This is a genomic window from Rhizobium giardinii bv. giardinii H152, from assembly GCF_000379605.1.
In the GTDB taxonomy this organism is placed as follows: domain Bacteria; phylum Pseudomonadota; class Alphaproteobacteria; order Rhizobiales; family Rhizobiaceae; genus Pararhizobium; species Pararhizobium giardinii.
This window is the reverse complement of sequence record NZ_KB902713.1, coordinates 312,631-334,571: the sequence shown is the minus strand read 5'-3', so window position 1 is coordinate 334,571 and position 21,941 is coordinate 312,631. Positions and strand designations below refer to the sequence as shown.

The 21,941-nt window shown below is 59.0% G+C and carries 22 protein-coding genes and 1 pseudogene; 17 read left to right on the top strand and 6 right to left on the bottom strand.

Annotation, left to right across the window (positions count from 1 at the left end):
• Positions 1-55 precede the first annotated feature (55 nt).
• The 5 genes from A3AY_RS0128310 to A3AY_RS0128280 all read left to right on the top strand — a co-directional run bounded on the left by A3AY_RS0128310 (position 56) and on the right by A3AY_RS0128280 (position 6,887).
• Positions 56-889, top strand: a complete 834-nt coding sequence (locus tag A3AY_RS0128310) for an SDR family NAD(P)-dependent oxidoreductase (protein ID WP_018329050.1) — start codon at positions 56-58, stop codon at positions 887-889.
• A gap of 71 nt (positions 890-960) precedes the next feature.
• On the top strand, positions 961-1,875 hold the full coding sequence (locus tag A3AY_RS0128305; RefSeq protein ID WP_018329049.1) for an NmrA family NAD(P)-binding protein: 915 nt from the start codon (positions 961-963) through the stop codon (positions 1,873-1,875).
• 782 nt (positions 1,876-2,657) lie between these two features.
• Positions 2,658-3,812, top strand: a complete 1,155-nt coding sequence (locus A3AY_RS0128300; RefSeq protein WP_018329048.1) for a site-specific integrase — start codon at positions 2,658-2,660, stop codon at positions 3,810-3,812.
• 524 nt (positions 3,813-4,336) lie between these two features.
• Positions 4,337-5,575 carry a phosphoglycerate dehydrogenase gene (serA, locus tag A3AY_RS0128285; RefSeq protein ID WP_018329045.1) on the top strand — a complete coding sequence of 413 codons (1,239 nt, stop codon included), beginning with the start codon at positions 4,337-4,339 and terminating at the stop codon, positions 5,573-5,575.
• Between the two features lie 139 nt (positions 5,576-5,714).
• Positions 5,715-6,887 (top strand): site-specific integrase, encoded by a 1,173-nt coding sequence (locus tag A3AY_RS0128280; protein WP_018329044.1) that lies wholly within the window; start codon positions 5,715-5,717, stop codon positions 6,885-6,887.
• A 182-nt stretch (positions 6,888-7,069) separates the two neighbouring features.
• Here the strand turns inward: A3AY_RS0128280 and A3AY_RS0128275 are convergent, their stop codons facing one another.
• Together A3AY_RS0128275 and A3AY_RS0128270 are read right to left on the bottom strand one after the other, a co-directional pair.
• The gene (locus A3AY_RS0128275; RefSeq protein ID WP_018329043.1) at positions 7,070-7,447 is read right to left on the bottom strand and encodes a hypothetical protein; all 378 of its coding nucleotides are present in this window, start codon (positions 7,445-7,447) and stop codon (positions 7,070-7,072) included.
• 87 nt (positions 7,448-7,534) lie between these two features.
• A complete protein-coding gene (locus A3AY_RS0128270) occupies positions 7,535-7,864 on the bottom strand; it encodes a hypothetical protein (protein ID WP_018329042.1) in 330 nt (109 codons plus the stop codon).
• A gap of 209 nt (positions 7,865-8,073) precedes the next feature.
• Here A3AY_RS0128270 and A3AY_RS36380 point away from each other — a divergent pair.
• Positions 8,074-8,340 (top strand): annotated as a pseudogene (locus A3AY_RS36380) (hypothetical protein); the annotation flags it as partial.
• An 83-nt stretch (positions 8,341-8,423) separates the two neighbouring features.
• Here the strand turns inward: A3AY_RS36380 and A3AY_RS0128260 are convergent.
• The 4 genes from A3AY_RS0128260 to repA form a co-directional block, all read right to left on the bottom strand.
• Entirely contained in the window at positions 8,424-8,630 is a 207-nt protein-coding gene (locus A3AY_RS0128260) for a cold-shock protein (protein WP_018329040.1), read from the bottom strand.
• Between the two features lie 415 nt (positions 8,631-9,045).
• The gene (gene repC, locus A3AY_RS0128255) at positions 9,046-10,260 is read right to left on the bottom strand and encodes a plasmid replication protein RepC (RefSeq protein ID WP_018329039.1); all 1,215 of its coding nucleotides are present in this window, start codon (positions 10,258-10,260) and stop codon (positions 9,046-9,048) included.
• 154 nt (positions 10,261-10,414) lie between these two features.
• The gene (repB, locus tag A3AY_RS0128250) at positions 10,415-11,413 is read right to left on the bottom strand and encodes a plasmid partitioning protein RepB (protein ID WP_026203929.1); all 999 of its coding nucleotides are present in this window, start codon (positions 11,411-11,413) and stop codon (positions 10,415-10,417) included.
• 78 nt (positions 11,414-11,491) lie between these two features.
• Positions 11,492-12,715, bottom strand: coding sequence for a plasmid partitioning protein RepA (gene repA, locus A3AY_RS0128240; protein WP_018329036.1), 1,224 nt, complete (start codon positions 12,713-12,715; stop codon positions 11,492-11,494).
• A gap of 383 nt (positions 12,716-13,098) precedes the next feature.
• On the opposite strand from repA, the gene traI reads away from it, so the two are divergent.
• From traI to trbH, 11 genes are read left to right on the top strand one after another with little or no spacing between them, the layout of a single operon-like run.
• A complete protein-coding gene (traI, locus tag A3AY_RS0128235) occupies positions 13,099-13,722 on the top strand; it encodes an acyl-homoserine-lactone synthase (RefSeq protein ID WP_018329035.1) in 624 nt (207 codons plus the stop codon).
• Positions 13,723-13,731: 9 nt separating this feature from the next.
• Complete coding sequence (gene trbB, locus A3AY_RS0128230; RefSeq protein WP_018329034.1) at positions 13,732-14,700, top strand: P-type conjugative transfer ATPase TrbB; 969 nt, start codon at positions 13,732-13,734, stop codon at positions 14,698-14,700.
• Complete coding sequence (locus A3AY_RS0128225) at positions 14,690-15,070, top strand: TrbC/VirB2 family protein (protein WP_018329033.1); 381 nt, start codon at positions 14,690-14,692, stop codon at positions 15,068-15,070. Before trbB ends, A3AY_RS0128225 begins: the two co-directional genes overlap by 11 nt.
• Positions 15,063-15,362 carry a conjugal transfer protein TrbD gene (locus A3AY_RS0128220; RefSeq protein ID WP_018329032.1) on the top strand — a complete coding sequence of 100 codons (300 nt, stop codon included), beginning with the start codon at positions 15,063-15,065 and terminating at the stop codon, positions 15,360-15,362. The genes A3AY_RS0128225 and A3AY_RS0128220 overlap by 8 nt, the downstream gene beginning before the upstream one ends.
• A 10-nt stretch (positions 15,363-15,372) precedes the next feature.
• On the top strand, positions 15,373-17,823 hold the full coding sequence (locus tag A3AY_RS0128215; RefSeq protein WP_018329031.1) for a conjugal transfer protein TrbE: 2,451 nt from the start codon (positions 15,373-15,375) through the stop codon (positions 17,821-17,823).
• Positions 17,795-18,595, top strand: coding sequence for a P-type conjugative transfer protein TrbJ (gene trbJ, locus A3AY_RS0128210; protein WP_018329030.1), 801 nt, complete (start codon positions 17,795-17,797; stop codon positions 18,593-18,595). Before A3AY_RS0128215 ends, trbJ begins: the two co-directional genes overlap by 29 nt.
• Positions 18,592-18,789, top strand: coding sequence for an entry exclusion protein TrbK (gene trbK, locus A3AY_RS41615; RefSeq protein WP_018329029.1), 198 nt, complete (start codon positions 18,592-18,594; stop codon positions 18,787-18,789). The genes trbJ and trbK overlap by 4 nt, the downstream gene beginning before the upstream one ends.
• Positions 18,783-19,964 (top strand): P-type conjugative transfer protein TrbL, encoded by a 1,182-nt coding sequence (gene trbL, locus A3AY_RS0128200; protein WP_018329028.1) that lies wholly within the window; start codon positions 18,783-18,785, stop codon positions 19,962-19,964. Before trbK ends, trbL begins: the two co-directional genes overlap by 7 nt.
• Positions 19,965-19,982: 18 nt before the next feature.
• A complete protein-coding gene (locus tag A3AY_RS0128195; RefSeq protein WP_026203927.1) occupies positions 19,983-20,645 on the top strand; it encodes a conjugal transfer protein TrbF in 663 nt (220 codons plus the stop codon).
• 18 nt (positions 20,646-20,663) lie between these two features.
• Complete coding sequence (trbG, locus tag A3AY_RS0128190; protein WP_018329026.1) at positions 20,664-21,500, top strand: P-type conjugative transfer protein TrbG; 837 nt, start codon at positions 20,664-20,666, stop codon at positions 21,498-21,500.
• A 2-nt stretch (positions 21,501-21,502) separates the two neighbouring features.
• Positions 21,503-21,934 carry a conjugal transfer protein TrbH gene (gene trbH, locus A3AY_RS0128185; protein WP_018329025.1) on the top strand — a complete coding sequence of 144 codons (432 nt, stop codon included), beginning with the start codon at positions 21,503-21,505 and terminating at the stop codon, positions 21,932-21,934.
• Positions 21,935-21,941 lie beyond the last annotated feature (7 nt).

Sequence of the window (21,941 nt, the reverse complement as noted above, 5' to 3'; positions counted from 1 at the left end):
AGCACGACCTCGTGTCAGCTCCTCCGAAATATCCATGCAATTGAAAGGAAAACCAATGCAAAATGTTGTTAACGCGGAAACGCAAACGTCCCTCGTAGGAAAACCGAATGGTGCCGCAGCGAAGCGGGCCCTGATCACCGGTGCGTCCAGCGGCATGGGTCTCGAATATGCCGAACTCTTGGCAGCGCAGAAGGTAAATCTTGTGCTCGCCGCCCGGCGTAGGGAGCCGATGGAGAAGCTCGCCACAGAGCTTCGACAGAAATATGGTGTCGAGATCGTGGTCGAACCGATCGATCTTGCAGTCCCTGGTGCTGCCGCTCGCTTGAAAAGCAGTCTGGACGACAAGTCGCTGCAGATCGATATTCTGGTGAACAATGCCGGGTACGGGTTGCATGGGGACTTTTTGGACACCCCGCTGGAGCGCACGACCGATATGATGCAGCTCAACATCACGGCGGTGACGGAACTGAGCTTTATCTTCGGGCAGGATATGGCAACCCGTGGGGCCGGACAGATACTTCTCATTGCGAGCATTCTGTCATTCCAGCCTGTTCCCGGGTTTGCCGCTTATGCTGCTACGAAGTCTTACGTCCTTTCCTTTGGTGAAGCGCTGCACGACGAGCTGCGCCCTCGCGGCGTAACTGTCACCTGCCTTTGCCCGGGCCACACCGAAACAGGATTCGATGCAGCGGCCAGCGCGCCTGTGTCACCGTTGCTGCGTTTTCTGACGATGAAGCCTCGTCCGACCGCCGAAACCGGTCTGCGGGCGCTTGCGAAAGGAAAAGCATCCGTCCTCCCAGGGTTCATGAACAACATCATTGTATTTTCAAATCGCCTGACACCGCGTTCAATGCAGCGAGCCGTCATGAAAAACGTTACGGGAGCTTAGCCCTGCAATCGGCCGGCAACAGACGGAATCGAGCCTCGCACTCCGATCCCGACAGACACAGTGAGGAATGAATGGACAAGAAAGATGACCGCCCTATCCTTGTGACAGGCGCCGCGGGCGCCGTTGGGGCAATCGGCCGCAATGTAACGACCAACCTCCTGGCCAGAGGATTTTACGTCCGCGCCCTGGTGCGGCGGGAGGATGACCGCTCGGCAGCGTTGCGCGATCTCGGCGCTGAAGTCGTCGTCGCCGACCTGACGGACCTCCCCTCCATGCATCGCGCCATGGAAGGTGTTTCACGAATCTATTTCGGCATGTCCGTGTCGCCATCCTATCTCGAAGCAACCGTCAACACCGCGGCTATTGCTCGCCATCATGGGGTTGAGGTATTTGTGAACATGTCGCAGATGACGGTCTCGCAAATGAGCATCACCGAAACGACCGATAGCCCGCAGCAAAAGCAGCACTGGCTGGCCGAGCAGGCGCTCGAATGGTCGGGCCTGCCGGTGGTCACTGTACGGCCAACGGTCTTCATGGAAGGGTTTTTCCTGTTCTTCGCCGCCGCCGGGGTTCGGGAGAATGACGAGCTGATCCTGCCGCTTGGCAACAGCATCACCTCACCAATCTCCTCCATCGACATAGCCGACGCCGTCTCAACGATACTGGCCGAACCGACCCCGTACATCGGTCGCATCTACAATCTGACAGGTCAGGTCACCGCTGATCTGAACCACTACGCGAAAAACTTCTCCGACGCGCTTGGGCGGACCATCCGGTATCGGGACGTGCCGATCGCGGCCTGGGCCGACAAATTGCGCGAACGGGGAGTGCCGGCCCATGTCATCAGCCATCTGGCCACGATGGCCAAACTTCATCAGCAGGGTCGATACAATCGACTGACCGATGATTTCGCGGAGCTCGTTGGGAGGGAGCCGACGAGTATGCACCAGTTCGTCAAGCTTCACGCAAAGGAGTTCTCCCAATAAGATGTTGCTGCCTGACATGGGAGGAGCCCCACGCATGATATACGAACGGCGGCCTCTTATTCTTGCATAGGGGGGCGTTCGTGGATGCCACGCGCGACGCTGGGTTACCGCCGCAGCAACTGCAGTTTGACGATGCATGTCCCGCACGTCCCTGACCAACATGCACTGTCGATGAAAACCAGGCCTCATCCGTGACGGAGCTCAGTCCTGCAAATCCGCCGGCGACAGACGCCTCTGTCGCCGGCCTGTTGATGTTGGTAACTTGTGGGCCTTTTCAGGAAGGTCGACCTTCGCACGGTAACGGCAAACGCCGCCCATATCACCGTACCGTATATCTGTGCCCCTTTAATGTTCAGGGGCCGCAGTGCTCAATTGATGTGACGCGCCTCGCAGGCTCGGATGGGCCTAACCGCTACCGAGCGGCTTTCCGCTTACTGTCGCATTCGGCCAGAATTGCCGGCTTCATTCGCAAATTTTTATAAGGTGAAGGCTGTGATGAACACACGGCCATTTGAGGCATAAGCCTTGAACCTTATGCGCGTGAACCTACAGGGAGGTGGCCAATCAACATCATAGACCAGCGCATCCTTTCCGCGAGAACCGCCTCCGACCGAACGAGCACTGCACCGAGCTCGGCAAGAACGATCTGAAAAGTCCGGTGCCGGACATTTTCAATTGTGCCGTTTAGCTCTTATATAGGCGTAAAACCGCACCGCCTGTCGAGCGCGTTTTATGTCCGGTAACCTTGCCTTACCGGACATAAAGTGATAAGCACTCGATCGATGGAAAATCCCCCGGCAAACACGCCCAAAATCGACGATTCTGGCCATGGCGATCTCGCCGCCGGCGTCGAAATCGGCAGCCAAATGGGTGACCCGGTCCCCGCCCCGCAGGCGACGCTCGCCCTGCAGCCGACACCGCGTGTCCCGGCGCGGCTGGAGGCGCTGGTCGAGACCGCGACGGCCTACGCCAACGCCGCCAGTTCCGACAACACCCGCGACGCCTACGCCAAGGACTGGCGGCATTTCACCGCCTGGTGCCGCCGCGAAGGGTTTGAGCCGCTGCCGCCCTCCAGCCAGGTGATCGGCCTCTACATCGGCGCCTGTGCCTCGGGCAGCGTCGTTGATACTGCTGCCGGGAAGCCGAAGCGTAATGCCCCTGCCCTCTCGGTCGCGACGATCGAGCGGCGTCTCTCCGGCCTCGCCTGGAATTTTACCCAGCGCGGCGTGCCGATGGATCGCTCCGATCGGCACATTGCCACGGTACTCGCCGGCATTCGCCGCAAGCACGCCAAGCCGCCGCGGCAGAAGGAAGCTGTGCTTGGCGAAGATGTCAAGGCGATGGTCAACACCCTCGGCCATGATCTCAGGGGCCTGCGCGACCGGGCCATCCTGCTCCTGGGCTTCGCCGGCGGCCTGCGGCGTTCCGAGATCGTCGGTCTCGATATCGTTCGCGACGACAAGAGCGACGGCCATGGCTGGATCGAGATTTTTCCCGACCAAGGCGTGCTGGTGACGCTGCGCGGCAAGACCGGATGGCGCCAGGTCGAGGTCGGCCGCGGCGCCTCCAGCGACACCTGCCCCGTGGCTGCCCTGGAGAGCTGGATACGCTTCGGCCGGATTGCGCGCGGACCCCTCTTCCGCCGCATCTTCAAGGACAACAAGACGGTCGACGTCGAGCGGCTTTCCGACAAGCATGTCGCCCGCCTGGTCAAGCAGACCGCATTCGCCGCCGGCGTCCGGTCCGATCTTCCGGAGGGTGAACGGGCGTTGCTGTTCTCAGGCCACTCGCTGCGCGCCGGGCTTGCCTCCTCGGCCGACATCGAGGAACGCTATGTTCAGAAACAGCTGGGCCACGCCTCGGCCGAGATGACGCGTAAATATCAGCGGCGACGCGACCGCTTCCGCACCAATCTGACAAAGGCATCAGGGCTTTAAGAGGCCCCTCGCCTCGCCCGGCGTGAAATCGTTAGGTGAAAACCACGTGCGTGCTTTTTAGCTTAGCGCTTCAATTGAAATCGAGAAGTAAAAGCCACAGCCAGCGTCGAAAGCCGGTCGCATCAGGGCACGCATGCTGATTTTCGCGAGATCGTAAGCCATTGAAATCATGGTAAATGATTTCTTACAGGAACTCTATCTCAAAGTTTGGGTTCCTCACATGGTACGGTTGATAGTTGGCGCTCTAACCATCGATAGGTACCTAGTATCGATAATGATGGATTTCGAGTCGCAGATCAGCCAAAACAGCAGCCAAGGCCGCCGTTTGGCCACGCTGAAAACCGATCCAGGAGGCGTTTTGGGCGCGGTCGAACGGGCTGACGTCCCCTGTCCGCCGCCGGAGTGGAGTTTGTTCTTGCGTTGTCCGTTGGATGGTCGCTAAACCATGTTGCCATGTCTGTGCGCCTTTTGTGGCCGACATGCGAGCTCGGCCTAATCGAATTTCGAGAACCGAAAGCAATTCAATGACCCGACATCTTTCTCTTGCGCGCGATCGGATTTCCGTACTTCTGCTGGAAGGCATTAGCCAGAGCGCCGTGGACTACTTTTCCTCATCCGGCTACGTCAATGTGACTCATCTGCCGAAGGCTCTGGATGATAAGGATCTCAAAAGTCTCATAGCCGACGCGCAAATTGTCGGAATTCGCTCGCGCACGCATCTGACAGAGGAAATTTTCAGCTCCGCCAAAAAGCTTATTGCCGTCGGCTGTTTTTCTGTGGGGACAAATCAGGTCGACCTGGATGCGGCCCGCCGACGCGGCATCCCCGTATTCAACGCTCCTTATTCGAACACCCGCTCGGTCGCCGAGCTTGTGATCGGTGAGATCATCATGCTGACCCGCCGGATTTTCCCGCGTTCGGCTTCGGCTCATGAGGGCGGGTGGGAAAAATCCGCCGTCGGCAGTCGTGAGGTGCGTGGGAAAACGCTCGGCATCGTCGGCTACGGCAACATCGGTTCGCAGCTCAGCGTTCTTGCCGAAAGCATGGGTATGAACGTGCGCTATTTCGATCCCTCAGACAGGCTTCGCCACGGCAACTCAGAATCGATGGCGACGCTCGGCGAGCTTCTCGAAATCTCAGATTTCGTGACGATGCATGTTCCCGAAACCAGTTCGACGCAAAACATGATAACGGAGACCGAACTGCGCAGAATGAAAAAGGACGCCCTTTTTATCAATAATTCGCGCGGAACCGTGGTGGATCTTGAAGCGCTTGCGAAGGTTTTAAAAGACGGACATCTCGCAGGCGCGGCTGTGGACGTGTTCCCGAAAGAGCCGGCATCAAATAAAGAGCGTTTTGAAACGCCGCTGCAGGGTTTGGACAATGTAATTCTGACGCCGCATATTGGCGGGTCTACAGAAGAAGCCCAGGAGCGCATCGGAGGGGAAGTCTCCAGGAAGCTTGTGGAGTATTCCGACGTCGGCTCGACGCTGGGCGCCGTCAATTTTCCGCAGGTTCAACTGCCGCCACGTCCAAACGGCACGCGTTTCATCCATGTTCATGAGAACCGCCCTGGCATGCTCAACAGTCTGAATACGATTTTTTCGTCCCGTGCACTTAATATCGTCGGTGAGTTCCTGCAGACGCACGGCGAAACGGGTTATGTGGTCATTGAAGCCGAGGGCGTTGGCCAGACAGCGGGTGACATACTGGATGAGCTACGCCAGATCCCTGGAACGATACGAGCTCGATTGCTTTACTGACGCCGGTGGAAAACTGGCATTCTCTAGATTTTTCTCACACAGTTTATCGCCATCATCGACCGAAGCAGATTGAGATTCCACGCAGTGAGGGTAAGTCTCGTCAAATAGGAAAAGCCAAATCACAGCGCCCAATACCGTCATGCCGAAGCCCGAAGCCCTGCCCTCCCCCGCCGATCCGGTGCTGCGCCGTGCCGACGAACTTGATGCGCTCGACGCCATCCTGCCCTTCGACCGCCGCGACCGGCTGGCGGCGCTGCTGACCGATGACGATGTCGCCACGCTCAAACATCTGGCGCAGCAGGGCATGGGCGACAACACCCTGCGCGCGCTCGCCTCCGACCTGGGTTATCTCGAGGCCTGGTGCCAGCTTGCCACCGGCGCTCCCCTGCCCTGGCCGGCCCCTGAGGCGCTACTGCTCAAATTCGTCGCCCAGCATCTCTGGGATCCGGTCAAGCGCGCCGAGGATCCAAACCATGGCATGCCGGCCGAGGTTGAGGCCGGCTTGCGCTCCCAGGAGCTGCTACGAGCCGACGGTCCGCATGCGCCGGACACGGTACGCCGCCGCCTGACCTCCTGGTCGATCCTGACGCGCTGGCGCGGACTGAAAGGCTCCTTCTCGGATCCATCGCTCAAGAGTGCGCTGCGGCTTGCCGTGCGCGCAACAGCCCGGCCGCGACAGCGCAAGAGCAAAAGGGCGGTCACTGGCGATGTTCTGGCAAAATTGCTGGCCGCCTGTGCCGGCGACAGGCTGGTCGATCTGCGTGATCGGGCGCTGCTTTTGACGGCCTTTGCCTCCGGCGGTCGGCGCCGCTCAGAGGTGGCTAATCTCCGCACCACGGATCTGATCGACGAAGAACCGGTGCGCACCGACCCGACCGATGCGAACTCCCCTCCTCTGCCCTGCCTGACGATCCATCTTGGCCGTACCAAGACGACGACAGCCGATGACGACGAACACGTCGTGTTGATCGGCCGGCCGGTGACCGCCTTGAAGCTATGGCTGGCGGCGGCCGGCATCGACAGCGGATCGGTGTTTCGAAAGATCGACCAGTGGGGCAATGTCGATCGCCGCGGGTTGACGCCGCAATCGGTCAATCTGATCCTGAAAGTGCGGGTCAAGCAGGCCGGTCTCGATCCGGCGGCGTTTTCGGCCCATGGCTTGCGCTCAGGCTATCTGACCGAGGCCGCCAATCGCGGTATTCCGCTACCGGAAGCCATGCAGCAGTCGCTGCACAAGTCGGTGACGCAAGCGGCAAGCTACTACAACAATGCCGAACGCAGGAACGGGCGCGCGGCAAGGCTGGTCGTCTGAGTGGGCTAGCAGGCGCTCCAGAGGGCTCATAAAGCTAAATCCCTCGAACAGTTCCTCCTCCGCCCCCTTCTCTCGAAATCAGGGGGCAGTTCGGGCGAACGCCACCTCACAAATTTATCGGCAAAGGGGCAGCGGGCAAATTCGCAAGACATCCCGCCCCCGTGCGTCCCAACAATCCAGATCTATCGCTTTTTCTGAAAGAGAACCCAGACCGCGAAAGCTTTGCGGTCAGAGCGAGGTGCTGCCAGCAGATCCCTGATCGCCTGCTCGCAATTGTCGATCAGCACAAGCACATCGGGACGTGCGAAACGCGCCTCTGGATCATAGTCGGCGCGGTGACGCTCTTCCTGCATGGTGACGAATGTGTCAGCGAATGAGAGGACGCCGTTCGGAAATGGCTTCGTCGCCGCCGCCTTACAGGAATTCTTAGCGATGCCGTGTTCGAGCGCGCGATAGACCTGAACCCACGCGGGATCGCTTCGAGTGTCTCCAGTACCAACCAGGAGATCAGCACATTCGCGGGCAAGGCTATGAAAAAGTGCGTAATAGGCCGTGCTCACCCCTCTTTTCAGGTCGGACTGGCGCGGCCGTTTCGGACTGGCTTTCGCAAGTCGGCGGGCGGTAGAAATCAGATCGATCGACACGGGCTAGCTTGCGATTTTCTGCTGTTCGTTGAAATGGTGTCTGATCTGCGGGAAACGGCTCTCGCCAAGTGAGATCAGAGCCTTGCGGACTTCCGTCGGAAGTCCGAATGTGATTTTCGAACTGATCGGCCGATCGACGAAATTGTAATTTACGTCGACAAGCAGGATTGGATCGCCGTCGACGTCGCGATCCGCACGAATGTCCGCCCCCGAAAAACCGGCCGGCCCCAAGCGGTCGCGCAGTACCTTCTCCACGGCGCGTTTTACGTTGTTCGGAATGTCCTGATCCTGAGTCATGCCACCACTATAGCGGACGAAATCAGATTGCGCCACTCGCTGATCGCCCGTGCGACGGTGACGTTGCGTTGCGCGGCAGGATGAGTGATTTCCGCGCCTTTGTTTAGCGTACTTCCAACGCTATGCCCTCTAGATAGTAAACATCTATTGGCAAACGGCTGCCAGAAGCGTCCCTGTCAACTGCGATCCTTTGTTTCAGAGGATCCCCACGGTATATAAAACTAAAGTGCGCATTGGTTGGGAAGATGTCGATCGTTGCAGTAAAGGTTTTGTCGACTGTCAACGCCCCTTATGGGACGACCCTTTCGGCTGAGCAACTAGCGTCCAAAATATCGGACCCTGCCAGCGCGCTCTCTTTCGATCCCGCGGTCTTCTCCTTCTTTTCGGAGGTAGACGAGAAGCTTCAGATCTCTTTCCTGGACGAGATGCACGTTGATCCGACGATCGCCTCGGAGTTGGCACGGAAGTTCTCGACTCTTGCCGGCTATCCCCTTCCCTTGGCCCGGGCGGCACCCCTGTCCTGCCTGGAGTGCGGCTTGGAGCAAAGAAGGCCGGGCAACCCGGCCCTCCAAAACGCGGCACTCTCGCAGCAGGCTTAAGCCTGAAGATTGTCCGCGGACATTTTCCCCGACTTGCGATCCTTCACGAGTTCATAGGTGATCTTCTGACCATCATTCAAACCACGCATGCCATCCCGCTCCACGGCGGAAATATGAACGAAGACATCCGCGTTGCCGTCGTCAGGCTGGATGAAACCAAACCCCTTCGTTGCGTTGAACCATTTTACGGTACCGGTCGCCATATCGGCTTTCTCCCATTGTTCTCATCAGACGAAGGCTCTTCAGCCCGTCACGGAGCGAACATAGGTGGTGCGATGGGAAAACGCAAAGGAGCGAACTGGACGTTCTCGACCTTTCCTATTGTCTGCCGAGAGCCCACTCCCGTGAGCAAATCAAAAGGCGACAAGGGTCTTTTGGGTGCCCTCGCCGACGCAGAAGTATAAAGCGACGTAAGCCAAGATCGCTTCGCATGGTGAACGAAAGGTAAAGAAACGAGAGCGTACCCTGCCAACTGGCAAAATTCGGTGTGACAGCTTTCGATCATCGCGGTCAGTCGCAGCCGCAGTCAAGCGCTGGGCCGAAACTCTTGACGCCCGACAGCGTGTTGCTTTGGCCCACCGGGACGCGGCAAACTATTCGGACACCATCGAGATCTGCTCAGCCCGTTTTTCGCTCGCCGTCGCCATTGGCTCGAATCAATGCCATTAGCATCGGCCCGAGCGAAAATTCGCCCTTTTCGGCCCGTCGCGTCAGATCCCGCAAATATCCGCCGGCCGAATTGATGTGCCCTCCTCGCTCCAGGATGCAAGCCATCGCTGCGGCCGCCATTTCGGGCCCCATGACGTCGCAGGCATCCTGATACGCCGACGGGCTGACCCCGAGCATTGATCGGACCGTGACGGCCACGGCCATCAAGTCGCGCCAACTGGTGATCGTCCCCCCTGGCGCATACGACGCGAGATCCGGGCAAGCCCTCAGCACCAGTCCCAGTGGGAACGCCTTGATCGGCTCGCTCATCGGCCTGGTAGCCTGGCTCGATTTTGCCCCCTGCTCTTTTTCAGAGCGAGGTTCAGATTCATGGATGGATTCGGTATTTGAATTCTGTATGTGCTGACGGCATTCGTCATCATTGGCGCCGGGATTCTTCGAGAATAACTGAGTTTCCAGCGTGTTGAGCAGCTCTTCGCGAAGCATCGACAATTCGTCCAGGACGTCGTCCAGCGCCGCGGGGGTTCGAGCCTTCACGATCCGGGAAACGATCCCTACATAATGGGCCTCAAATTTTCCCCAGTCACCCGATGCACCTTCTTCCATGGCAGCTGTGAGTATCTTGCGGATATCGCGCCGGCAAAGAGTGAGCTTCTCTTTCACGATCTTCAACTGCATGCGTTCGGCGGCAACTTGCTGCGCGAGACGGGCCAGCTCCTCGGAGCGTGCGAGCAGCGGCGCCAGGCTAAATCCGAACGCCTCCTCAACCGTGCCTGCTCGATCCTTGCGGGCATATCTCTTGCCATTCGGGCTGTCCTTGCGATGGATCATGCCGGCAGTGATGAGATGTGCCAGATTTTCGCGAAGTGTCGTTCCGGCAATGCCATTTGCCCGCGTCGCCAGTTGCGCGTTCGAGGGAAAGACCACCAACGCCGTTCCCTCGACCAGGAAGGTCTCCGGGTAGAACGACAACAGTGCATTCAGGACCGACAGGGCGCGATCCCGCAGGCCCAGCAATGACCGCGCATCACAAACGTCTCGATAGATCTTCCACTTGTCGACCGATTTGCCCGGCTTGATCTTGGTCGATTCCATCTGACCTTTGATCAAGGCAAGACTCACCGATCGCCGCCCAAAGGGCGTCGTCACACTTCCCGTCTGCATTTTTCTTCACCTTCTAGAAGGCAAAAGAAATCTGCTCACTCAAACGGTGCCTAAGACTCTTGACTGTGATTCCGGGAAATGCGATTCTCATGTTGCGACACGATGAGGAAGGCTTCCAGGACGGCAACGTTTGGGGGCCTTTTTCTTTTGCGGTTCAGTCTCCTGTTCGCTGCGTTTCAGTTCGTTGGAACTCTTGATAGAGATCTTCCAACTGGTCGGATAAGAAAGCGCCAAACCGTGAGGCGTCCTTCGATTTCAGTGAGAGCGTGAAAGCTTTGCCTGCGTCTTTTGTCGACACGGCGACTGCCTTTTCTGCAAATGCCCAGGATCTCTCGACAGGCTTTGTCACGCGCGGCTTTGGTTTGCGAGCCTTTTTCAGTTGCGCCAGCAGCGCATTGAAGCGTGCCTCAACCCCCAGGTCCTTGAATTGATCACTGGCGACGAACTCGATCGCCCATTCGGCGCGCGCTGGATCAAGAATAAGCTTTTTAACTTCTTCCCAGCGGTCGCGGCCGACGCCCTTGGCAGATCCGATCGCATCCAAGATCGTTTCCGGGATATTTTCAGCGACGGAAAGCATCCGGGACAAAAGCGTGTCATCGACGGTCAAAGCCGTCTTGATGGTCTCTTTGGTCATTCCGCTGCTGCTCAGTTTCTTGGCAAACAGCGCCTTCTCGATAAAGGTCAGATTGGCGCGGGCAGTGTTTTCCTGCCCCTGGGCTATGACGTGGGCGATGTCCTCGAGAGGCTTTATGACGGCGCGAACCTTGATGCCCAGTTCCTTCGCCGCGCGGGCCCGCCGATGGCCGTACACGATCATGTACCGGTCAGGCTCATCTGGATGTGGGCGCACCAAAATCGGTATTGACTGGCCCGCGTTACGTATTGCTTCGACCAGCGCGCTGAAGTCCTCCTCGTCGTCGCTGATCCTGTCGACGAAGGACGATGCATCAAGCAGCTCCGGATCGAGCATGACGATCGTTTCTCCTTCGAGAACGCGCATCGAGTTTTCAGCCATCTCGTCGAGAGATTGCATCATGGAGCGTGAGGCGCCACGTCGCGCATAATCGGCGCGCGCCTCCGACGAGTTACCCGCGCTTGGTTTTTGCGTCGGCAAAGCGCTGAGATTCGTGAGCAAATGCTTCCTAGCCATGGTCAGCCCTCGAATTCTGCTCCATCATGTTGAAATTGATGACGAAAATTACGTTTTGCACGGCTGTCAAAAAATCGGTCACTTTCGCCCCCATGCCTTGTGCACGAGCGAGGCGATTTCCTTGTTGACGCCGTTCAGGCATTCCATCGCGCGGTCATAGGTCGAGCGCGTGAACTGGCTGCGTTCGACTTCGTAAAGCGTCTGCTTGGTAATGCCCGCATCGGAAATGGCCGTGGACTTCACCATCTGATTTTGCAGCATACGTTTGTTGAACATGGCCTGCATAAACCCGACCATCTGTGCCTGTGGCCCGTCGGTCGGTTCGTAGCGCGTCACAAGATAGCGAAACCATTTCAGCCGAACCGTCGCGCCCGCGCTTTTGATCGACTGAAGAATTCCGCCGAGCATCAGCAGGAACTGGCTCATGGACATGATATCGAGCATCTGCGGATGAACGGTGATTAGCACCGAGGTGGAAGCGGTCAACGCCGTCAAGGTGAGATAGCCCAGCTGTGGCGGGCAGTCGATCACCACGACGTCGTAACGATCATCAACTTCCTTGAGCGCTTTCGAGATACGCGTGAAGAACATCCGTCCTTCTGGAGAACTCTTGTTTGAGGCGGCGAGGGGGGTCTCGTACTCATACTCCTGGAGTTCGAGATTGGCCGGGATGATATCGAGGCCCGGAAAGTTCGTGGACCGGATGACCTCCGTGATCGACTTGCGCTGATCGTCGTAGCGCAGCGCCTCGAAGAGGGAAGGGTTCTTGTCAAGCTCTGGCTGTATGCCGTGCAGCGCGGTGAGCGAGGCTTGGGGGTCAAGATCGATGGCAAGAACGCGATGGCCCGTCAAAGCCAGGTACTGCGCCAGATGCGCGGTGGTCGTTGTCTTCCCGCTTCCGCCCTTGAAGTTCACCACGGAAATGACCTGCAGCGCTTCGCCCGGTCGACGATGAGGAACATACCGCTTGAAATCGGACCTGCCGTGCTTGTCCAGGAACTGGCGCAGTTCGAGCATCTGGGCAGCGGTGTAGGATCTGCGGCCCGACCCTGTCACGTCGGGCACGGGGCCTTTGCCTTCGAGGTGCAGCTTCTTTATGTGATTTTGTGATACACCGATGTAATCGGCAACCTCCGCGGAGGAGAAGAGGCGCAGGCCCTTCTCCGCATTTGGCGGATACTGCTCGAGCCGGAGCATGTTGAGCTTGTCGGAAATAAGCTCGCCCTGCTCGAGGATCTCCTCGTCGAAGTCCATGTCTTCGATGATGTTCACGTTCGCAACCACGTTCACTTTCGCCGCCACCTTAAGAATAACGCTTTTCCGGGAACCTTCGCCTCTAAAGCGTGATTACTATGGGCGATTCTCGGGATGCGGCAAGATGTTTTTGGTTAACGGATGGTTAACGTCGGGCGCCGTCTAGAGCACGATTCGCGATTGTCTTTTACGATTCATTTATTAGAATCATCAGCTTACGACATTGTTGCCGGGCGAGATTTTACCAGCTTTACTGGTATTTTTACCAGTGGAGGACGCGGCAAGCGCGATGTCGCCCGTCCCGTTCGACCAGCCCCAGACCGCCATTCGCGCCCACCCCGGTAGAATCACCCCTGGTAGTTTTACCAGTAGAACCCGCCGGCAATGTCCCGCACATCTGCCTCCGCCGAAAATCAAAGCGGAGTGAAAGGATGAGGATCGTTGCGGTACAGAAAGCGCCTTCACATGTCGAACGAGGACTGCTGGATGCCATGCATCGGTTGCGCTCGCGGGTCTTCGGTGGGCGTCTGCGATGGCAGGTCACCAATGCCGATGGACGCGAATACGACCAGTTCGATCGGCTGAATCCAACTTATATTCTTGCGCTGACGAACCATGATGAGGTCATCGGTTGCGCAAGGCTTTTGCCCGCCACTGGCCCGACCATGCTGCAGCGGGTTTTCCAGCCGCTTCTTGGCGAAGGGCGCCTCGACGCCCACGATGGCATGATCGAAAGCTCCCGCTTCTGCGTTGACACCTCGATCGACGAGGGCAGGGGGGCAAGTGCGCTCCATAAAGCCACGCTGACGATGTTTGCCGGCATTATCGAATGGTGCGTGATCCACGGTTTCACAGAGATCGTCACTGCCACGGACGTGCGTGTCGAACGCATTCTGCGACGCGCCGGCTGGCCCATGCGCCGACTTGGCCAACCCCTGACGATCAACGAGACCAGGAGCGTCGCGGGCCTTTTGCCGGCAGACAGAGTGAGCTTCGAGCGCGTTCGGCCAGAAGGCTACCGGTCCGATTTCAACCTCTCCCGCCACGCCGCATAGGAGTATCTGATGAACCAGTTACGCTCGCTTCCACGCCTCATTCGCAAACTCGAGGACGCGCTTGGAGACCAGCTCTGCCTTGCGCTGGAGGATCCGACCGTTGTCGAGATCATGCTCAACCCGGACGGTCGGCTGTACATCGAACGGCTTGGACAGGGGATCGCGCCTGCGGGCGAGATGAGCCGTGGTGCCGCCGAAATCGTGATCGGAAGCGTGGCGCACGTTCTCAACTCCGAGGTCGATGAGGATCGACCGATCGTCTCCGGTGAGATTCCGATCGGCGGGCACCGGTTCGAGGGGCTTCTTCCTCCGATCGTTTCCGCCCCGACCTTCACCATCCGGCGCCGGGCGTCTCGGCTGATACCGCTCGATGACTACGTCACGAGCAAGATAATGTCGTCTCACCAGGCCGCGGTCATACGCAATGCCGTCAAGTCGCGGCTCAACATCGTCATATCGGGCGGAACCGGCTCGGGAAAAACCACGCTTGCTAACGCCGTGATCGGCGAGATTGTTGAAACGGCCCCGGAGGACCGGCTCGTTGTCCTCGAGGACACCGCCGAGATCCGGTGCGCGGCAGACAACGCAGTGGCGCTGCGCACGAGCGACACCATCGATATGGCAAGACTGCTGAAGAGCACGATGCGCCTGAGACCTGATCGCATCATTGTCGGTGAGGTGCGTGATGGCGCCGCCTTGACCCTTCTGAAATCGTGGAACACCGGCCATCCCGGCGGAGTGACGACCATCCATTCCAACTCGGCAGGCTCAGCTTTGCAGCGCCTGGAGCAACTGACGGCCGAGGTCAGCCAGCAGCCCATGCAAGCAGTCATCGGCGAAGCCGTCGATCTCATTGTCTCGATCGAGCGGACGGCGAAGGGCCGGCGCGTGACGGACGTCCTGCACGTCGAGAAGTTCGCTGCTGGTCGATACGAGATCCAATCGTTTGCATCGGAGGGAGACCGAGATGCGGCATGATCGCGACGGAAAATTCATCTTCGCCGCCATTGTGTCGATGTCGGCATGGACCGGGCCAGCCTTCGCCAGTTCAGGCGGAGGACTTCCCTGGGAGGGGCCGCTCCAGCAAATCCAGGAATCGATCACCGGGCCGGTGGCGGGTTACATCGCGTTGGCGGCCGTCGCGATTGCCGGTGGCATGCTCATCTTCGGCGGTGAACTCAACGATTTTGCGCGGCGTCTCATGTACGTCGTCCTGGTCGCCGGAATCTTGCTCGGCGCCACCCAGATCGTCGGATTGTTTGGGGCGACCGGGGCGACCATCGGATCCGCAATCGAACCCCCGCCAACTTTTTTCCCGAAGAGGGGAGGGGAGGCGACAATTGGCTGATCCCGTCTCCAAACTGCGACGCAATCGCATTCACCGGGCGCTGTCGCGGCCCAACCTTTTGATGGGCGCCGATCGCGAACTGGTACTGATCACGGGGCTTGCGGCTATCATCCTGATTTTCGTGGTGCTCACCGTCTATTCCGCGCTTTTCGGGATCGCCGTGTGGATTGTTGTCGTCGCGATGTTGCGGATGATGGCCAAGGCCGATCCCATGATGCGACGCGTCTACATCCGCCACATCGCCTACAAGTCCAGCTATCGGGCAACTTCCACCCCGTGGCGCAGATTCTGAGGAGGCCTGGATGGTAGCCCTTCGTGTCTTCAGGCAAACCGGTCCATCGTTTGCAGATCTTGTTCCCTATGCGGGTCTCATCGACAACGGCATCATCCTTCTCAAGGATGGATCGTTGATGGCTGGCTGGTACTTTGCCGGTCCCGACTCCGAAAGCTCGACGGACGTGGAGCGAAACGAGGTCTCTCGACAGATCAATGCCGTCCTCTCACGCCTGGGTTCGGGCTGGATGATCCAGGTCGAGGCGATCCGCATGTCGACCGTCGACTATGCGTCCGGAGGGCAATCGCATTTCCCGGACCCGGTGACGCGAGCCATTGATCTTGAGCGACGCGTTCATTTCGAGCGCGAGCAGGGTCACTTCGAAAGCCGGCATGCGATCATTCTGACGTATCGCCCGATGGAGCAACGCCGGTCCAGCCTCAGCAAATACATTTACTCCGATGAGAAGAGCCGAACGCAGTCGTATGCGGATACGGTGCTCTTCATCTTCCGAAACGCGATCCGCGAGGTCGAACAATATCTCGCCAACACCGTCGCCATCCGCCGGATGGCGACCCGCGAAACCGAAGAGCGCGGTGGCACGAGGGTCGCGCGCTATGACGAACTGATGCAGTTCATCCGCTTCTGCATTACAGGTGACAATCATCCGGTCCGGTTACCGGATATTCCCATGTATCTGGACTGGGTCGCGACTGCCGAGCTGCAGCATGGCGTGACCCCGATGGTCGAGAATAAGTTTCTCGCCGTTGTCGCCATCGATGGGCTGCCTGCCGAAAGCTGGCCCGGCATCCTCAACAACCTCGATCAGGTGCCAATGGCCTATCGCTGGTCATCCCGTTTCATCTTCCTTGATGCCGAAGAGGCGAGGGTCCGGCTCGAGCGGACGCGGAAGAAATGGCAGCAGAAGGTGCGGCCATTCTTCGATCAGCTTTTCCAGACGCAGAGCCGCTCCGTAGATCAGGACGCCATGACAATGGTCGCCGAAGCAGAGGATGCGATCGCACAGGCATCTTCGCAGTTGGTGACCTATGGCTACTACACGCCGGTCGTGGTGCTTTTCGACGAGGACAGCGAACGGCTGAAGGAGAAGGCCGAAGGGATCCGCCGCTTGATCCAGGCGGAAGGGTTTGGTGCCCGCATCGAAACTCTCAACGCCACCGACGCCTATCTTGGAAGCCTGCCGGGCAACTGGTACTGTAATATCCGCGAACCGCTGATCAACACCAACAATCTTTCCGATCTGGTACCACTGAACTCGGTCTGGTCGGGAAGCCCCACCGCGCCGTGCCCCTTTTATCCGCCGGCATCGCCGCCGCTGATGCAGGTCGCCTCCGGATCGACTCCTTTCCGTTTGAACCTGCATGTCGACGACGTTGGTCACACGCTGGTGTTCGGGCCCACCGGTTCTGGCAAGTCGACGTTGCTGGCGCTGATCGCCGCACAGTTCAGGCGATATCCGGATGCGCAGGTCTTTGCCTTCGACAAAGGCCAATCGATGCTGCCTCTGACGCTTGCCACCGGCGATCACTATGACGTCGGCGGCGAGGAAGGGGAGGGGGCTCGGCTTTCCTTCTGCCCGCTGGCCGATCTGGCGACAGATGGAGATCGCGCCTGGGCGTCGCAATGGATTGAAACGCTTGTGGCCCTGCAGGGCGTTGGCATCAAACCGGACCACCGCAATGCGATTTCCCGGCAGATCGGTCTCATGGCAAGCGCTCCTGGGCGGTCCATGTCCGATTTCGTCAGCGGCGTCCAGTTTCGGGAAATCAAGGATGCGCTCCACCCCTACACCCTCGACGGGCCGATGGGACAACTGCTCGACGCCGAGACGGACGGGCTGGCGCTCGGGGCGTTCCAGACATTCGAGATCGAGCAATTGATGAACATGGGTGAGCGCAATCTCGTGCCGGTGCTCACCTATCTCTTCAGAAGGATTGAAAAGCGGCTCACCGGGGCGCCGAGCCTGATCATCCTCGACGAGGCCTGGCTGATGCTTGGCCATCCCACATTCCGGGACAAGATTTGCGAATGGCTGAAGGTGCTGCGCAAGGCCAATTGCGCAGTGCTTTTGGCCACACAATCGATATCCGACGCCGAGCGTTCCGGCATCATCGACGTGCTGAAGGAAAGCTGCCCGACGAAAATCTGCCTTCCGAATGGAGCGGCCAGAGAACCAGGCACGCGCGAATTCTACGAGCGGATCGGTTTCAACGAACGCCAGATAGAGATCGTGGCGACCGCGATTCCGAAGCGGGAATATTACGTCGCCTCGCCCGAAGGCAGGCGCCTGTTCGACATGGCGCTCGGTCCACTGACACTCTCCTTCGTTGGCGCGACCGGCAAGGACGATCTGAAGCGCATCCGCTCCCTCCAATCCGAACACGGTCCTGAATGGCCGATCCATTGGCTCCAGACGAGAGGAATTCATGATGCCGAAGCGCTCCTCGAAGGAAAGTAAGGTGCTCCCGGCGGTCCTGATCGCAGCGGCGACCATGCTGCCTCCCATCGCAATGGCTGGAGGCGTCACCGGCGAAGCAACCGAGTTCACCCAACTCGCCAACAATGCCGAGCTGATCAAGCTGTTGGAAAGCTCCGGCGCGCAGGTGGAAAACCAGGTCAAGCAGATCGGCCAACTTGCCGAGCAGATCCAGAACCAGTTGAACATCTACGAAAACATGCTGCAGAACACCGCGCAGTTGCCGAGCCACATCTGGGGTCAGGTCGAGGGAGACCTCAAGAAGCTGCAAAGTGTCGTGTCGCAAGGGGAGGGGATTGCCTTCTCCATGGGCAACGTCGATGACGTCTTGAAGCAGCGCTTTCACAGTTATGCGGATATCAAGTCGAACTTGCCGACCGGCGAGACTTTTTCCTCCAGCTATCAGAGCTGGTCCGACACCAATCGCGATACGATTGCCGCAACCTTGAAGGCCGCCAACCTGACGGCCGATCAGTTTTCGAGCGAGGAAACGACCATGACCGCGCTGCGGTCAATGTCGGAGACGGCCAACGGTCAGATGAAGGCGCTCCAGATCGGCCACCAGATTGCCGCGCAGCAAGTAGCGCAGACGCAAAAGCTTCGCGGGCTCGTCTCCCAGCAGATGACAATGATGGGGACCTGGTACCAGTCCGAGCAGACGGACAAGGATCTCGCCCAGGCACGTCGTGAGAAGTTTTTCGCAGCTGACGTCAAAGCCATTCCCGAAGGCCAGAAGATGGAGCCGCGCTGGTGAGGCGGTTCACAATCGTTTTCATTGTCGCTGGAGCAGTCGGCCTCACATTTGCGGCGACCTACTGGTTGGTGGCGCAACACCGCGACTCGACCACTGAAACCACAACAGAAGACCGCCGCCGCACGCGGGAAGAGTTTTTCAAGGCGCCCGAAGAAAAGGCCTTGGTCGGGCAGGAGATGCGTCCGAGATGGTAATCAGCCTGCGTCTATTACGCTCTTCAATTCTGTTGACACTGTTGGTGTCCTTCTCGTCGCCCCTGCTTGCACAGGAGGGGCAGGTCCTGACAGAGCTGGAAAATCAGGTTGTTTCTGCCGCGCGTGGTTGGGAAACGACCGTGATGGACGCCGCACGGTCGCTGTTCTGGATCCTCGCGGGGATCGAGATCGGCATTGCGGCGGTTTGGCTCGCAATTCAGGCAGCCGCGCTGGACAGCTGGTTCGCAGAGCTGGTTCGCCGGATCATGTTCATCGGCCTTTTTGCGTTCATCCTCGATCGAGGGCCTGCCTTTGCAAAGGCGGTTGTGGACAGCCTTTTCCAGATTGGGGCTGGCGGTGGGACGGCGTCGCCCGCGGCGGTCTTTGACGCCGGCATCCGCGTTGCAGCGCAGATGTCGAAGCAAGCGCAGTTCGGCTTGTTCGAGGACAACGCAATGGCTATCGCAGCCGTCTTCGCGATGGTGGTGGTTGTCATTGCCTTCTCCCTCGTCGCCGCGATTTTCGTTGCCGTGATGGTTGAGGTGTATGTCGGGCTTCTGGCCGGGATGATCATGCTTGGGCTTGGTGGCTCGTCCTTCACGAAGGATTTTGCCGTTCGATATCTCATCTACGCCTTCTCGGTCGGCATGAAACTGATGGCGTTGGTGATGATCGCGAGAATCGGCTCCGAAGTCCTCTTCGGACTAGCGACCGCGCCAACCGCCGAAGAGGAGCAGTTCATCACGTCGCTTGCGATCGCCGGTATCTCAGTGGTCGTGTTCATTGTCGCCATGTACGTCCCAAATATCATGCAGGGCGTTGTCCAGGGTGCTTCCGTCAGCGGCGGCATGGAAGCCATCCGTCATGGTGGGCAGGCGGCATCCTTTGCGGCCGGCGTGGGCTTTCTCGCGGCTGGTGGTGCGGCGGCTGGGACAGCAGCTGCCAGTGCCGCGCGGGCCGCCGGCTCTTCCGCTGCAGGGGCTGCCTTGAAGGGCATGGCAGCGGGCATCGGTGCGACCGGCAGGGCGGCTGGATCGGCTGCCAAAGACAAGGCGATCGGTTCTCCCGGTGCATATGCCGGATCGATCATGGGGCTGGCGAACGCCAAGCTCGACCAGGCCTCCGGAGCGGCCAATGCAAAGGCAGCACCGCCGCTCCGTGACGACAAGAAATGATATTGAGGGATCTGACGAATGCCAACGCGACAACCGCCTAACAACCCCTACCTTGCCGCACGACAGGAGTGGAACGAGCGATATGGCTCCTATGTGCAAGCGGCGGCAGCTTGGCGGATCGTTGGCATTACGGGCCTGAGCATGGCCGTCATCGGCTTTTCCTACGCGCTCTACCAGAGTTCCCAGGTCAAGCTCGTCCCGTACATCGTCGAGGTCGACAAGCTCGGCACGTCCGTCAGTAGCGGTTTTCCTGAGCAGATCGAGTACGCCGATGCACGGGTCGTGCGTGCTACGCTCGGCAGTTTCGTGTCGAGTTTTCGATCTGTTAGCCCGGATGCCGTCGTCCAGAAGCAATTTATCGATCGGACTTATGCACTCTTGCGTACATCGGATCCCTCCACCGAAAAGGTGAACGCCTGGTTCCGCGCAAACTCACCCTTCGAAAAGGCCAAAAACGCAACGGTCGCGATCGAGGTCAACAATATCGTCGCGCTTTCCAATCAGTCCTACCAGATTGACTGGACGGAGTTCGAACGCGACCGCAAGGGCAAGGAAACCGGACTTCGGCGTTTCCGGGGGATCGCGACTGTCACACTGACTGCACCGCAGGATGAGGGTGTCATTCGCCTCAATCCAATCGGTCTTTACCTCCGCGACTTCGAATGGACTGCGCAGCTTTAACAAGCCTTGGAGTAAGACATGAAAGACAAAATCAAGAGGGCTTCGGGGCGCTGCCTTGGCCTCTGTGCGGTGCTCTTCACGGTTTGCTGCAGTACGCCGGTGTCGGCGCAAGACATGACGTCGAATGAAGCCAAGGGCACCAACATTTCCAGCAAGTGGCGTGGCAGCACCGGTCTCGTGACCAAAGGCGCGGACGGAAAGGTGATCTTCCTCTTTGGTGAGATCCAGCCCTCCGTTGTCTGCTCGCCGCTGCAGGTTTGCGACATCGAGCTGCAAGGCGGCGAGATCGTGCGCGATGTCCTGGTCGGCGACACGGTAAGATGGAAAGTGGAGCCGGCGACCTCGGGTGCTGCCGCTGGCCAGGCGATCCATCTTATCGTCAAGCCGTCCGAGCCTGACCTCGTGACCTCCATGGTCGTGACAACTTCGCGGCGAACCTACCATATCCAGCTCAAATCCCATCCGAGCCAATACATGGCCCGGGTCGGGTTTGAGTATCCGGACGATGTCTCGACAAAACTCGCCGACATCAACGCCCGGCTCGAAGCCGGCACGGCAGCGGGCGCGGACGTTCCGGCCGAGGGATTGAACTTCTCCTATTCGGTCCGTGGTCGCGCATCGTGGAGACCGACCCGGGTCTATTCCGACGGGCAGAAAACCTACATCCAGTTTCCGCGATCCATTTCCGGGCAGGACGCGCCCGTACTCTTCGTTGTATCGGGCGGCCAAAACCGCATCGTCAACTACCGCATGAAGAACGACATGATGGTCGTCGACTACAACGTCGATCGAGCCGTTCTCGTTTCGGGCGTCGGCTGGCGAAGAGAGAAGATCACCATTCGCAGGGGAGGGTGACGATGCGACGCCTGTTGATGATCGGACTTCTCGCTGTGTCCGGATGCCAGAGTGATACCGATCCGATGACCACAAGTGCTCCCCCGCCCGAGCTTTCCCCGGCTGCGTCGAACGCCATTGCCGGCGACATGGCAAGCCGATTTGCGGAACAGGTCGGGAATGAACAGGGGACACTCGTTCTGAAACAGAATGCGTCACCCTTCGGGCAGGCACTTGTCGCGGCCCTCAAGGGTTGGGGATATGCCATCGCCATCGATCAGGAGACCGATGACAGGAGGAGGCCATCTATCCAGCTTGTCTATACGGTCGACGACTTCGAGGGACAGACGCTCGCACGCCTTTCGAGCGGGACGGTCGAGCTCGCACGGGCTTACAGCACGACGGCGGACGGCGCCTCGCCCGCCAGTCCACTTACCGTCATGCGGCGCCAATAGGGGAGGG